The 14,617-nt window shown below is 42.7% G+C and carries 13 protein-coding genes, 1 tRNA gene and 1 other RNA gene; 5 read left to right on the top strand and 10 right to left on the bottom strand.

The window, feature by feature from the left end; genetic code table 11:
• Positions 1 to 27: 27 nt before the first annotated feature.
• The 5 genes from ACS8E3_RS00255 to coaD form a co-directional block, all read right to left on the bottom strand.
• Entirely contained in the window at positions 28 to 840 is an 813-nt protein-coding gene (locus ACS8E3_RS00255) for an ABC transporter permease (RefSeq protein ID WP_439240015.1), read from the bottom strand.
• A 249-nt stretch (positions 841 to 1,089) separates the two neighbouring features.
• Positions 1,090 to 1,166, bottom strand: a tRNA-Met gene (locus ACS8E3_RS00260).
• A 116-nt stretch (positions 1,167 to 1,282) separates the two neighbouring features.
• Positions 1,283 to 1,649, bottom strand: an RNA gene (gene rnpB / locus ACS8E3_RS00265) — RNase P RNA component class A.
• Between the two features lie 215 nt (positions 1,650 to 1,864).
• A complete protein-coding gene (locus tag ACS8E3_RS00270; RefSeq protein ID WP_439240017.1) occupies positions 1,865 to 2,113 on the bottom strand; it encodes a YfhL family 4Fe-4S dicluster ferredoxin in 249 nt (82 codons plus the stop codon).
• Positions 2,114 to 2,190: 77 nt separating this feature from the next.
• The gene (gene coaD, locus ACS8E3_RS00275) at positions 2,191 to 2,715 is read right to left on the bottom strand and encodes a pantetheine-phosphate adenylyltransferase (RefSeq protein ID WP_439240019.1); all 525 of its coding nucleotides are present in this window, start codon (positions 2,713 to 2,715) and stop codon (positions 2,191 to 2,193) included.
• 293 nt (positions 2,716 to 3,008) lie between these two features.
• Here coaD and smpB point away from each other — a divergent pair, with 293 nt between their 5' ends.
• Entirely contained in the window at positions 3,009 to 3,485 is a 477-nt protein-coding gene (gene smpB, locus ACS8E3_RS00280) for an SsrA-binding protein SmpB (protein WP_439240021.1), read from the top strand.
• A gap of 119 nt (positions 3,486 to 3,604) precedes the next feature.
• Here smpB and rarD read toward each other — a convergent pair whose 3' ends face one another.
• On the bottom strand, positions 3,605 to 4,615 hold the full coding sequence (gene rarD, locus ACS8E3_RS00285) for an EamA family transporter RarD (protein ID WP_439240023.1): 1,011 nt from the start codon (positions 4,613 to 4,615) through the stop codon (positions 3,605 to 3,607).
• A 227-nt stretch (positions 4,616 to 4,842) separates the two neighbouring features.
• Between rarD and ACS8E3_RS00290 the strand changes: the two genes are divergently transcribed.
• The 4 genes from ACS8E3_RS00290 (at position 4,843) to ACS8E3_RS00305 (ending at position 9,258) form a co-directional block, all read left to right on the top strand.
• A complete protein-coding gene (locus ACS8E3_RS00290; protein ID WP_439240025.1) occupies positions 4,843 to 5,310 on the top strand; it encodes an Lrp/AsnC family transcriptional regulator in 468 nt (155 codons plus the stop codon).
• Between the two features lie 104 nt (positions 5,311 to 5,414).
• Entirely contained in the window at positions 5,415 to 7,874 is a 2,460-nt protein-coding gene (locus ACS8E3_RS00295) for a YgiQ family radical SAM protein (protein WP_439240027.1), read from the top strand.
• A gap of 234 nt (positions 7,875 to 8,108) precedes the next feature.
• Positions 8,109 to 8,525 carry a hypothetical protein gene (locus ACS8E3_RS00300; RefSeq protein WP_439240029.1) on the top strand — a complete coding sequence of 139 codons (417 nt, stop codon included), beginning with the start codon at positions 8,109 to 8,111 and terminating at the stop codon, positions 8,523 to 8,525.
• 169 nt (positions 8,526 to 8,694) lie between these two features.
• Complete coding sequence (locus ACS8E3_RS00305) at positions 8,695 to 9,258, top strand: hypothetical protein (RefSeq protein ID WP_439240031.1); 564 nt, start codon at positions 8,695 to 8,697, stop codon at positions 9,256 to 9,258.
• 342 nt (positions 9,259 to 9,600) lie between these two features.
• On the opposite strand, the gene ACS8E3_RS00310 is transcribed toward ACS8E3_RS00305, so the two are convergent.
• The 4 genes from ACS8E3_RS00310 to ligA are packed head-to-tail and all read right to left on the bottom strand — an operon-like array spanning position 9,601 to position 14,347.
• A complete protein-coding gene (locus tag ACS8E3_RS00310; protein WP_439240033.1) occupies positions 9,601 to 10,356 on the bottom strand; it encodes a hypothetical protein in 756 nt (251 codons plus the stop codon).
• Positions 10,357 to 10,406: 50 nt separating this feature from the next.
• Positions 10,407 to 10,766, bottom strand: coding sequence for a VOC family protein (locus ACS8E3_RS00315; protein ID WP_439240035.1), 360 nt, complete (start codon positions 10,764 to 10,766; stop codon positions 10,407 to 10,409).
• A gap of 41 nt (positions 10,767 to 10,807) precedes the next feature.
• The gene (locus ACS8E3_RS00320) at positions 10,808 to 12,283 is read right to left on the bottom strand and encodes a hypothetical protein (protein WP_439240037.1); all 1,476 of its coding nucleotides are present in this window, start codon (positions 12,281 to 12,283) and stop codon (positions 10,808 to 10,810) included.
• A gap of 3 nt (positions 12,284 to 12,286) precedes the next feature.
• Positions 12,287 to 14,347 (bottom strand): NAD-dependent DNA ligase LigA, encoded by a 2,061-nt coding sequence (ligA, locus tag ACS8E3_RS00325; RefSeq protein ID WP_439240039.1) that lies wholly within the window; start codon positions 14,345 to 14,347, stop codon positions 12,287 to 12,289.
• Positions 14,348 to 14,617 lie beyond the last annotated feature (270 nt).

Genomic DNA, 14,617 nt, shown 5'->3' on the forward strand with positions numbered 1-14,617 from the left:
TCTTAAATAACCCTTAAAAAAAATTGCCTAACGAGAACGTAACATATCTCTTTCTGTAAATTTATAAAGTAAAAGACCAAAAAAATTAACCCCTATCATCCACTTTAAAAAGTAAGTGATATCGATATGATAAGCGGGGTAATTTGGCGCAAAAGCATGGCGTATCAGCTCAATATTATGAATGAGAGGATTATATAATAAGTAACTAAAATAGGGCTCAGGAACGATATGAATAGGGAAAATAATACCAGAGGTAAAGTAAAGGATAGTAAAAAATATCGTCACCACTTTACTGATTTCCCCGCCATAATAACCCACAACCATCATAATCAAAGCAATGCCAAAGCTAAATAAAAATAACGTAATCCAGCAAAAAATCACAATATGTAAATTCTCTAAATTGGCATAAATATCAAAAAAAGCTAGACCCACCAATAATAGTATAGAAGTAAAAAAGTAGATAATTAACTCTAAAAAAGAGCGAGCAATAATGACGTCAATGTGCCTTATCGAGCGATACATCAACAGCCCTTGATTAGCCTCAACCGCACCTAACGCCCTAGTTGCAATCTTTTGAAACATGCGAAAGGGCACCATTCCTGCCACTAAAAACAGGGAAAAATCCATTCCTGGTACTAAGCGTTCACGAATAGCGCCAAAAATAACTAGAAATATTAGTACTTGGAAAAGAACTTCTAGCGGTGCCCATAAGTAACCTAACCGATAGCCACCGAAACGAGTCTGTAGCTCACGCATGATTAAAGCATGAAAAGCCGCGCCCATGACTTTAAGGCCGCTACGGTGTTTGACAGGACGATAAGGAGGTAACTGTACGGACATGGATTTACAACACCTTGTTAAAACAGCTCCCATGATAAGTAAATGGTGCTTAAGTTACAACAATTAATCTGTGAATGAGTAGATAAGTCGCTGATTTTTAAGCATTCATTAACGCTACTAAATCGATGCGGTGCGCCGTTTAGGTAGTTGTTTAGATAATTAAGAGAGTTCTGCCACTGTTGCAGAGAGTTGTAGATTAAAACCTATAGGCAAAAAAAAACCAATCGCTAAGGATTGGCTTTTTGAATATGGTGGCGATGGAGAGACTTGAACTCTCGACCTCACGATTATGAGTCGTGCGCTCTAACCAGCTGAGCTACATCGCCATTTAAGGCTCGGTATAATACCGATAGCATTGACTTGCGTCAACCCCAATCTGACATTTTTTGCAAAAAAACTGCTTTAACTTCTAAAATATAATAGTAAATCTAGGACACATAAAAGGTTTGGTAGACCGATAAGCCGGGTTCTGTCGTGGACAATCATTCCTCTAGGCGTACAATCGCTCGTACGCTCAAGCAACCTACCCGCATCGAACGCGGGCCGCGCCATATCGATGCCTATTTGGTCTTGCTACGCGTGGAGTTTACCCTGCCGTGAGATGTTGCCATCCACGCGGTGCGCTCTTACCGCACCCTTTCACCCTTACCGACAATATCTAAGATATCGAAGGCGGTCTGCTCTCTGCTGCACTGGTCGTCAGATTACTCTGCCCAGCCGTTAGCTGGCACGCTGCCCTATGTAGCCCGGACTTTCCTCCCCTGCAAGTCTGTAAAACAGTATGCAGCGGCGATTGCCTAGTCTACCAAGCGCGCTATTATAACAAAACTTGTACTAGCTTGGTTATGTATTTTTGGATTATTTTAAAGCTAAATTTTGTAGTACTACCCTGCTTGCAACTGACAAGAATTATTGGCGTAGGCTAAAGAACCAGCCTACAACAGCCCACATTTGAAGGAATAACTTTTTCGAATTCAAACTAATCTATATATTTACTCTGAGAGCTACTGACTATCAAATGATTTTATTTACCAGTAATACGCTTATATTTGGCTAATAAATCGCTCTGGGTCTCAACATGGTTAGGATCATGGGGAATACAATCTACCGGGCAGATCACCACGCATTGCGGCTCATCGAAATGGCCGACGCATTCGGTGCATAAATCTGGATCGATGACGTAGATGTCTTCGCCCTCAGAGATAGCCTCGTTGGGACAAGCAGGCTCGCAGACATCACAGTTGATACATTCATCAGTGATTAATAATGCCATGACCTACCCCTTTGTCGTTATAAAATGATGATTATGAAAATTAGCTCTGCTTGCGATAAGTAACAAAACTTGCTGGCTTATTTTGTCTGAATGGCGAGCTTATCAATAAAGGCCTGCGAGACGCACTCTGGCACAAACTTTCTGACATCGCCGCCAAGCTTAGCGATTTCGCGAATCATAGTAGAAGAGATAAAAGAGTAATTCTGTGATGGTGTCAAAAATACTGCTTCAAAGTTTTCATCAAGTTCGCGGTTCATATTGGCCAGTTGAAACTCATACTCAAAGTCTGACATCGCACGCAGCCCGCGTAGTACTGCAGTCGCTCCCTTCTCGCGCATAAAGTCAACGAGCAAACCTTCAAAACCGACGACCGATACTTGCGGTAAATCCTCAAACACGGTTTCGACTAATCTCACCCGCTCCTCAAAACTAAATAGCGGCTTTTTATGATGACCTGACGCCACGGCAATAACCACTTCATCGAATAATTTTGTAGCACGTTTGACTAAATCGACATGGCCGGTAGTTATCGGATCAAAGGTACCAGGATAGAGAATTTTGGTGTGTAGCTTAGAAGCTTTAGAAGTAGAGGCTTGAGTCATAGCAAGGCTAATATAGTCATTGATGGTAATGCGTATCCTAGCAAATTTAGCGCCTATTGAATACTTAGTTTATTAGCTTTCGATAGCATGGGCTAAAATAGTAACGGCTACATTTGTCCTAAAGGGCTATTACCCTTTTTAACCTTCGATTTGTTACAATACTCGCTTCGACTCATTCATCTTTATGGCTCAAAGCTAATGGCGAAATTAGTAGGTTAGGATGAGGAATAGTAAGACTAGGACCAGAAGTTAAAGGCAGCGACTTATTAACTCATCGTCCTGATGGAGAGATTATGTCAAAAAAATCAAGAAAACCGGACAATCAAATTGCCAGTAATAAAAAAGCGCGGCACGAGTATTTTATTGAAGAGACTTTTGAGGCGGGATTGTCACTACAAGGTTGGGAAGTCAAATCCATTCGCGCTGGTAAAATGACCATTACCGAAGCTTATATTATCTTTCGCAATAATGAAGCTTTTTTATTTGGCGCGCATATTCAGCCGCTCATCTCTAGCTCAACGCATGTGAGTCCTGATACCACGCGCACCCGTAAGCTACTGCTCAATCGCCGCGAGATTGATAAACTCTATGGCGCGGTCAATCAAAAAGGCTATGCTTGCGTGCCGTTATCCTGTTACTGGAAGCGCTCAATGGTGAAGTGCCAAATTGGACTTGCTGTTGGTAAAAAGCAGCATGATAAACGCAAAACCATCAAAGACCGCGATTGGGAGCGCGATAAGCAGCGCGGCTTTAAACAGCATTTAAGCTGATAGCTTTTAGCGTAGATTGGCGCTTTAACTCAGCATTTTTAGGCAAAAATATCTAATTAAAACGGCCATCATCATGATAGCCGTTTTTGCATTAATAAGCTTAGTTCTATTTAAACCAGCTACGCTGACGCGGGTGCTTGATTACGTTTAACCAGACGCAACTGACGAAAGCCATGAGCAATCAAAAATGCAATTCCCAACCAAATCAGACCATAGCTATAAAGCATCGCCGATTCAAACGGATTACCCAGTATAGTAATCGCTAGAATAAATAATAACGCTGGCTCTAGGTAGCTCATCATGCCATAGACGTTGACCGGTAGCATTTGACTGGCATCGACGTTAGTTTTCATCGCAAGGACGCTAAGTATGCCAAGTCCTATAAGCATCATAATAAAGTAACTGGAGCCGCCGACTAAGCTCAAACTACTGGGCGCTATAAAGACTAAATACCCTAAGGCAAAAGGCGCAAAAATTGTTAAATCAACCAGTAAGCCAGTTATCGCGCCGATACCTTGCAGACGGCGTATAATGTAATACAGCGGATAAGTACCGCACACCCATAAAGTCGCCCACGAGACACTTTGGGTACGCACAATCTCACTAGCGACACCCAATGCCGCAAAGCCCACGGCTAACCATTGCAAACGGCTGAGTTTTTCACCGAATAGCACACAGCCAAATACCACCATCATTAGCGGAAACAGAAAATAACCCATCGCGGTTTGTACACCTTGACCATTGACTGGGGCCCACATAAACAGCCAAAACTGGCTTAAAAATATTGGTGTTGGCAGTAGTAACCATACCCACTGTTTTATTGAACCTAGCTTTTTTAATTTATCTAAATGCAAGCCTAAGCGTCCACTAAGCACCAGATAGCCTACTAGTGCCACCCACATCGCTAGCATCCGCCAGATAAAAACTTGCGTACCAGATAGTGGTGCTAAAAAGTGACTATAAGCATAAAGCACGCCAAATAATAAATTCGATACTATCGCTAACGCCACGCCCATTATAAGCGTGCGCTGCTTAGTGCTACCCGCTGTCCATACCGTTGGCAACGGCAAACGCGCGACTGTACTCGCTAGCGTAGTATTAAATACCGCGGATAAAACTGAGGGTGACATAAACGCTCCAAAATTGAATTAGGTTCTATCATTCAGCATCTTGTTGTTATTAAGCTGATGGAAACTAGTTTACTAGAGCGCTTTGATATATTATTTCTATATCTAACTATTTATGAATTTTTTTATCGTATTATGGCAAAATTACTAATTGTTTATCATTATTGAGTTTTTGTTAGTATTTATGCTTAGTGACCGTTAAATTCTACCTAATTTAGAAGCCTAATGTTATGACACACACTTTAGACCAAACGGACAAAGCTATATTAAACCTATTACAAGACGATGCGACTTTGCCACTGAAGACAATTTCGCAAAAGGTAAACGTTTCTATTGCTACCGCCCAGCGGCGCGTACAAGCTCTAATAGATAATGAAGTCATTAGTAAACAAGTGGCTATCGTCAATCCAAACAAAGTGGGCTACGGTCTGACAGCAGTAGTGATGATCCAGATGCTACGCTCGAATAATTCTATGCAACACCGATTTGAGCGCTTGATGAGCAGCCAGCCTCGGGTGATGAGCTGTTATGAAGTGTCAGGCGATGCAGATTTTATGCTAATGGTCAATGCTAAAAATATGCAAGATTACCATCAATTTACCCGCGACTTACTGACGCACGAGAATAATGTGCGTAGTTTTAGTAGTCAGTTTGTGATGAACTTTACTAAAAGTGGTACGAAGATATTGTTGGATTAATCTTAAACTATCAATCACTTATCGGTAATTGAATATCACATCCTGAACGCAATTCATGTTAAAATGAGCGCTTTTTAATTAGCCTCAAATATACAGGTCTGCCCATGTCTGCCGATACCATTGCTCATACCGCTTTTAAACAAGGCACTAAGCCGCTATACGACTACGATAAGCATTGGGCGAGCTGCTACGAGCCTGCGCCTTACTTGCCGATGAGTCGTGCGGAGATGGACGCGCTAGGTTGGGATGCTTGCGATGTGATTATCATCTCCGGCGATGCGTATGTCGATCATCCAAGCTTTGGGATGGCGATCATTGGTCGTTTGTTGGAAGCGCAAGGTTTTCGTGTCGGTATCATCGCGCAGCCTGATTGGAAGAGCAAAGACGCCTTTATGGAGCTTGGCAAACCCGTTTATGCCTATGGCGTCACCGCGGGCAACATGGATAGTATGATCAACCGCTATACTGCTGATCGCAAGATACGTAGCGATGATGCCTACTCACCGGGTAATGTGGCGAATAAACGCCCTGATCGCGCCGCGATTGTCTACAGCCAGCGCTGCCGCGAAGCTTATCCTGATGTGCCCATTATCTTAGGCGGTATCGAAGGTAGCCTACGCCGAATTGCCCATTATGATTATTGGTCGGACAAGGTGCGCCGTAGTATTTTGCTCGATAGCCGCGCTGATGTTTTACTCTACGGTAACGCTGAACGCGCTATCGTCGACGTGGTGCATGGTCTATCCAAAGGCTATACTTTTGAGCAAATGAGCAGCTTGCGCGGAGCGGCTTACCTGTTGACTCCAAGCCGTCGCCACTGGCAAGCACATATGACAGAGGTCGCCAGTAACGATGTCGATACCGTCGGCCGTGTCGATCCGATTATCAACCCTTACGTGATGACCGAAGACGTTGATAGCTGCAAGATTGAGCAAGAAAAACCTAGCGATTCGCCCGTTGGCCAAGCGATGACTGGCATGTCTGCTCAATACGCGGGATTTGTCGCAGAGCCTGTCACTAATAAAGTCCTTAATGCCGAGCAAGTCGATACTGATACGCAAGTGGTGCAAATGCGCGGTATGGATGCTGAGGATAATAAAGAATATAAGCCCAAAACTGCTCTTAAGCATAAGCTAAAGATGCCACCACGTGAGCAAACCGTCATTCGTCTGCCAGATTATGATCATGTCAAGTCCGATCCGGTACTCTACGCGCACGCTAGCCGAATTCTACATCTTGAGACTAACCCGGGTAATGCGCGTGCGCTAGTGCAGCGTCATAGTAGCGGCGCGGGTAACTCCTTTACCTCTATCGATGTTTGGCTTAATCCGCCGCCGATTCCACTGTCGACCGAAGAGATGGATTACGTCTTTGATTTGCCTTATGCGCGCCTGCCGCATCCCAGCTATGGCGACGCCCGTATCCCTGCTTATGACATGATTAAATTCTCAGTCAATATTATGCGTGGCTGTTTTGGCGGTTGTACTTTTTGTTCGATTACCGAGCACGAAGGTCGTATTATTCAAAACCGCTCGGAAGATTCCATCCTACGCGAAGTGGAAGCCATTCGTGATACCGCGCCGAACTTTACTGGCGTTATCTCAGACTTAGGTGGCCCGACGGCCAATATGTATCGTCTCAACTGTAAAGATGAAACCATCGAAAAGCACTGCCGTAAGCCCTCTTGCGTCTACCCAGATGTCTGTGAGAACTTACTCACTGATCACAGTAATTTGACCCAGCTGTATCGTAAGGCGCGTGATATCAAAGGCGTGAAGAAGATCCTCATCGCCTCCGGTCTTCGCTATGATCTAGCGGTAAAAGATCCTGAATACGTCAAAGAGCTCGTTAGCCATCATGTCGGTGGTTATCTCAAAATCGCGCCAGAGCACTCTGAAGAAAACGTCTTAGCAAAAATGATGAAACCCGGTATGGGCAGCTATGATAAGTTCAAAGCAATGTTTGAGCAGTACAGCCAAGAGGCCGGTAAAGAACAGTATCTGATACCTTACTTTATCGCGGCGCACCCCGGCACTAAAGACGAAGACATGATGAACCTTGCACTGTGGCTCAAAAGCTATGGCTACCGTGCCGACCAAGTGCAAGCCTTCTACCCAAGCCCCATGGCGACCGCGACGACGATGTATCATACCCATAAAGATCCGCTGCACAAAGTCAGCCGCGAAGGTGGTGATATGGATATCGTCAAGTCAGGCAAGCAGCGTAAATTGCACAAAGCGTTTCTTCGTTACCATGACCCTAAGAACTGGGCGATACTCCGTAAAGCACTGCAAGATATGGGACGTAGCGATCTAATCGGTAAAAACAGAGGCTGCCTCATACCGCCTTTTAACGCACATTTAGAAGGCCGTGACGCCAATCAAGACAGCTATCAATCAGCGCGTAAGAAAAATAGCCGCGTTGGCAATGACTCGATTAAGCGTCAAAACAGTAGTAACAATAGCGCTAGTAAAGCTCAAACCAATAACCGCTCTAAAAAGAAAGTCAGTAAAGGCAACTTTCAGACACAGCATACCGGCTTGCCACCACGAAAGACTAGTTAAACAAAGATTAGTGAACAATACAAAGCTCGATTAAAAAAGCGGTTGTTGACTTAAGTCAGCAGCCGCTTTATTTAGTTAAAATTCATAATTACATTAGTCAATATTTAAGCAATGAAGTTATAAGGTAGTGAACAATTTCTAACATTCAAAAGCAGGCGCTTTCGTTACCATAAACTCCATGCACTGAGAGTGCTATAACCTTTAATAATAAAGTATTATATTTTGGAGAACCTTATGAATACTATGATGAAACTCACCGCTACCCTACCTGCTGTTGCTCTACTGGCAGCCTGCTCTACCACTACTCCTATGGTACCAACCACGCCAGCTACCCCTTCAGAGGGAATGAGTGATATGGCCTACGATCGCATGGCGCCTGCTCCTTATACTTGTACTGATGATAGCCAAATTTTGGCAAAGCAGTCTATTAACAAGAAGCAAGCGACTATTAGCGCAACTGTCCCTAAACTGAACTGGACACAGCAAGAAGTAATCTTGGTCGGCGGCGTCAATGGCGACACGGCAAGCTATATTAACGACTCCAACCCAGAAGTTATCTACGCTTGGCACATGAAAGGCGATGAAGGCGTACTAGCCATGAAATGGGCTAACGGCAAAGAATACCAAGTCAACTGTAAGATAGGTCGTTAATACTAAGCCTATAAATTATAATCAGTAAAGACATAAACAGTCATCATGTGATGGCTGTTTTTTTATGGCGTATGCAGTGGTGAATACTAGCAAAAACTGTCAAAATAATATCAATAATAATTGACTATAACCTGTGCTTAAACAAGCCGTTCGGAAAAAGGGAAGAGTGATGAAAACTCGTCTATCAGCTATCGCGCTAGTTACTGTGTTTAGCGCGCTTAGTGTTATTGGATTATCCAGTTGTGATAATAATACTGTTAATACTGAGCAAACTGCCTCGACAGAAACTGATACTACTATAAGTGATGGTTCAGCTATTGTTACCGATGTTGACTGGTCAGAAGTGGCTAGCGGTGAGCCAGCCGCAGATCGTAGCAACTACGATTACCCCTTCGCAATCGATGGTCAAAACGTAAAGGATTATGCGGAGTATTTCAAAGTGGATAAGGCGACGGCACAGCATAATCTCACCGTCGGTATGGCGAGTAATGAGGCACTATCCAAAGTGCTCGATCAACTTAGTAATAGCTATACCTCGCATGAGTTAACCGATGGCAAAACGGTTGAGCTTATTGTACATACTACACCTGAAGTACAGGCTAGCAATTATGAGTATGTATTTAGCGATGATTTTGCAAAGGGTTTGGTGTTGCCTATCGTTATTCAGCCTGATGGTAAGAAAAGTGAGAGACAGCCGCATAGTGAGATACAAGGGTTGGCAGTTGAGGAGTAGCACCTTATCTGCGTCTCTGTATATGCCTGATAAATCCAGAACATAAGCCCTAAAAGCTTAGCCTCAGCATCGCTTGCTTCCATGAGGGGCAAATATGCTTATCATAGTGCGGTTTTCTTTACTGGTACATTCGGCGCTCGTCCCTCGCGCGAGCAGAGCACAGCTCTCGCCTTGCGGACGGCCAGAACAGTACTCTGCTATTTCTATTCTCAATCGCGCGTTCATACTTATCGGCGAAAGAGAATGGTAGATACCATCAAATAGCACATATAAATTCAAAATCCGTTTCTTAGTGTTGCGCGAGTTAGTGTTGCGCGAGGCGCACCTTACGTCAACTCTCATCTATTGTATATCTTTAACCTCTTTACCCTCTGCTTTTACCCAGTAAACAATAGCAAGCTGTTCAATATCTGTTGCTTTATAAGGTACGTGATATATATCAAATGAATACTCGCCATAGTTTGGCTTCACGTCACTACCCTCTTCGCTCACTACTATCTTTAGTAAAGCACGTGAACGTGTTCGTTTTTCATGAATATCTTTAATCGATCGCCATGGTATATCTAATGCTTGATTGAATTGGATAATTTGTAGTTTCTCTGGTAATAACTTAAGACTAGATATCGATACTAATGGTATTTTATTTTTATCTTCATTCTTGGCTACCAAATAACAGAGTACCGCTGCACCAATCGGTATCACTGCCCAAATGATATCAGAGGGATCAAATGGTTGATTTATGAACAAGGGTATCAGCCATGCAATAATCAGTTTAGTGCTCAGCCATATCATTAGTGCAAAAATAGCTATCGTCAAAAAAAATCCAGCGTTGTACTCTTTTGCTCTAAATTCGAAACTTGGTAATTTTGATCCAGCCTGAATATGAGCATTTTTTAAATGTTGTATACTGGCACTGATATCTATTTTTTGAGAATTGACTGATTCAAATACACCTAGCCACTTCAAGTAGCTCATGACGACAATAAAGAGTATTAAAAGGGATAAGCTCACACTATCTGTTAAATACTCGACGCCCACGCTTATACAGGCGATGATGCATACATGACTCATTATTTGAGTATTAGTCCGATGTGTCATAGCATTCCTGAGTTTTGATTATATAATTGCTAGTGTAAGCTTGTTTTGGCTTATATATTTTTCTCTGACCATACCGCAAACTCATTGCCGCTAGGTTCGGTAAAATGAAAGCGAAAGCCACCGGGGAATTCAAAAATATCTTGGGTAATCACTCCGTTGTTATCTACGATCTTTTTACGAGTTGCGGGTAAATGCTTACTATAAAAAATGAGTAGCGCTCCGCCATTTTCAGCTAAGCTAGATTTGTCCGCTTGGTAAAACCCGCCTTCCAATCCCTGATTATCAAACGCGGTATAGCCGTCGCCATAGTCGGTAAACGTCCAATCAAATACCGTGTTAAAAAAGGCTTTGGTCGCTGATAAATCCTTAGCGGCGAACTCTACGTAGTTTAATTTTTCGTGTTGATTCATTTCACGCTCTCGTCATCTGTAGAGGATTGTTTGAAGTAATACTAAGTCTGACGATATGGATTGTTCGACAGCTCAATTTTAACATCTGTATCGCAGAGTAATTTAGCTAAATAAGGCTGATATTGATTGGCAGCGGGAGCTATATAGATTTTGTCTAAGTTGAATTTTACTACTGGCTCATAATCTACGTATAAAAAACTGCCGAAGTCCATCTGAACCTCAGGGTTATCTAGTGCTGTAATATATATTATTCGGCATTCTTGCTCTTCTTGAAACGCTGAATGCTTAATAAGATATTTTAGAGGCAATAAGATACTATCTAAAAGATTATTTACTTTACTTCTGTAACTTCCATCCAAGTGGTTTATATCTGCTATAACTTCTTGATAATTATTTTTTAAACCTTCAAATAGTCTTTCAAACTCAGATGTCTTCTTAGAAATATACTTTTGATAGCTTTTCCATTCTCTTACAATATTAGTCTTAGATTCTTCTTTGTGGGCAATATTTGCATATTCGCGATAGAAAGTTATTTTATTACGTTGGGCTAAATATAAAAACCCAGACTCAGGGTCTATGTAGACGCAACGCATCACTGGCTGTGAGCGAATAGTCCTAGGCTCGTTATCTACAATCTTAGCCTCAGAACGAATATTTTCTTGAGATTGCTTTAAATCATTTTTGGGAGCAATAAACGATAACTCATCAGGATGGTCGCTCTCTTTAAAAAATCCTTTATTAAATACTAAACTAATACCCGATGCTTCTTTATTATCTTTTTTTCCATAAAGTCTAAATTGATTCAAGCTATCATGATTGAAAGTAAAGCAACCAATAAATGCTTGATACTTTTCATGAAACTCTGATTGATCAAATGTTTTTTTATTGCTATCATTTAAATAGCATTCTAATAATTGCCCTTCACTAGGATCATTTACATTGTTAATTGTATTCAATCTAAATAGGCTAGTATTCCTCTTCATTAATAAAAAATTGCCTACGTCTGTAGATGTATAATGCGCAAGTTTACGTTCTGCATAAAATTGACTCTTACCTACACTATTAATGTTTATCTTTAGTAACGATAAGATCTCGGATATATTCTTAGATATTTTAAGAAATCTTTTGCTGATACATTTAGTATGTTCATTAAGTAAAAGATCACATATAACTAACTTATTTCTTACTTCATAAGAAAATTTATTTTTTACATTAGATAGACACTTCCTAGCTTCTTCTACGTCTTTTATATCATCGCTTTTAATTAGAAGCTCACCTATATAAAACTGTGCTATTTCATAGATTTTTTCGTTTTCCTCTTTCCTAACACTACGCCATGATTGTAATGCTTGATCTTCGTGTCCCTTACTTGCCAAAATATTACCAATACAAACTTTTGCATTAGCAATAAAAATTTTATTTCCATTTTTATTATCTATGATACGCTGCCAAGGTTTAATTTTTGCATATGTATACTCGTCTAGTTGATTGACATCTAATTTATTTTTTTTCGTCATAATCTACTCCCCAATCAACCCCAAAAACTCATCCTCAGCCACAACTTTCACGCCCAATTTCTCTGCTTTGGTCAGCTTTGAGCCTGCTTTTTCGCCTGCGAGTAACGCGGTGGTTTTAGCCGAGACGCTACCCACGACCTTAGCGCCTAAGGCTTGCAGTTTTGCTTTGGCTTCGTCGCGTGCCATGCTGGCTAGCGCGCCAGTAATGACCCAGGTTTGCCCATCGAGAGGCAAATCGCTAGAGGCAACTTGCTCGACGTTATCCCAATGCACGCCAGCCGCGCGGAGCTTGTCGATGACTTCGATATTGTGCGCAGCGCGGAAGAACTCGTAGGTTAGCTCAGCGGTAATGGTGCCAACATCAGGGGTGGCGATAAGCGCGTCCATATCAGCGCTCATTAAACTGTCAAGATCACCAAATTGCTGGGCGAAGTTTTGTGCGGTGCCTTCACCAACCCCGCGAATACCAAGCGCGTAGATAAATCTCGCTAAGGTCGTTTTTTTACTGACCTCAATAGCTTCAATAATGTTTTGTACTGACTTTTCACCCAGCTTCTCATAGGTGATCATCTCATCCGTATGCTTATGCAGTTGATAAATATCGGCGACGGTTTTGATAAGACCCTGCTCAAAGAAGCTAATGAGCCAGCGCTCGCCAAGACCGTCGATATCCATAGCGCGGCGTGAGACAAAATGAATGAGCGCCTCAGTCTGCTGCGCCGGACAAATGAGACCGCCTGTACAGCGCGCTAAGGCTTCGTCTTCTGGTAGCACCACAGGGGAGTTGCAAACCGGACAAGTAGAGGGTAGCTCGACGGGCTTAGCCTCTTCTGGGCGCTGATCCTCCCAAACGCGGGTGACTTTTGGGATCACATCCCCTGCTCGGTGCACGCTGACCATATCGCCTGCTCTAACGTCCAAGCGCTGAATCTCGCCAAAGTTATGCAAGGTGACATTACTAACCGTGACGCCGCCAACTTTGACTGGCTCTAGTTTGCCGACAGGGGTGATTTGTCCGGTACGCCCAACTTGCCATTCGATAGTATGCAAACGGGTCATGACGGTTTCAGCGGGAAATTTATAAGCCGTCGCCCAGCGCGGTTCTCTTGATAAAAAGCCTAATTGTTGTTGCAAGGCTAAGCTGTTGACTTTAATCACGATGCCGTCAATCTCAAATGGCAGTTTCTCACGTTTTTCAATGACTGACTCATAATACTCTTGTGCTTCGCGTGGATTGGCAACCACTCGCACCGCGCTAACAGTGAAGCCTATGTCACCAAGCCAAGCTAGTGCATCCGATTGGGTGCCTATAGTCTCAGGCAAGCCTTGATTAACCGAATAGCCATAGAACGCTAACGGACGACTGGCGGCTACCGCAGGATCGAGCTGACGCAAACTCCCAGCAGCGGCATTACGCGGATTAGCAAAGGTTTTTTCTTCATGCTCAATGGCTAAACGATTAAGGCGCTCAAAGCCTGCCTTGGGCATCAGTACTTCACCGCGTACTTCTAGCAATCCGATATCTTCAGCACCAGCAAGCCACAATGGCAGATTACGGATGGTTTTTACGTTTTGAGTAATGTCTTCACCCGTTTGCCCATCGCCGCGCGTGATCGCTTGTACATACTGGCCATACTCGTATTTTAGCGACACTGCAAGGCCGTCAAGCTTCATCTCCATTTCATACTCAGGGTTTTGCTGTGCCACGCTGAGTCGATCATTGACACGGCGCATAAAGTCGCTGAGATCATCGTAATCAAAGATATTGCCAAGTGACAGCATAGGGATATCATGGGTGACTTGGGTAAAGGCAGACAGCGGTACATCACCGACTTGATTGATCGGGCTATCAGACTGAATAAGGTCCGGATACGCTTCTTCTAACTCGAGTAGTGACAGGCGCAGTTGATCGTACTCGCTATCCTCAATCATAGGATTATCAAGGACATAATAGGCATTATTATGGGTTTTTAGCGCTGCAATCAAGCTGCGCATTTTTGTGATGACATTGCTATCATCGGTCGAATCATTTTTATGGTTATTAGTGTTGCCAGAGTCAGTCATAGTCGGTATCTATTGTGGTTATAGTCGATTCACTTTAAAAATGTTATGGCGCTACTGGGATGAATTTTGCGCAGCCTCTGTGAATACAGCACGCAAGAAAAATTTATACCAGTAGCGCATATAGTTTATAAGAAATTTTTGTTTATAGTTGGTTATTTAGCGATTGATAATAGCAACTATGATAACAATTTAGAGGGCGCTTTACAGTAGAGACTGGCATAAAAAAACGCCACTTTTATTAGATAAAAATGGCGCTAAATAAGGTATTAT

The organism is Psychrobacter sp. 2Y5, from assembly GCF_051847375.1.
GTDB lineage: Bacteria > Pseudomonadota > Gammaproteobacteria > Pseudomonadales > Moraxellaceae > Psychrobacter.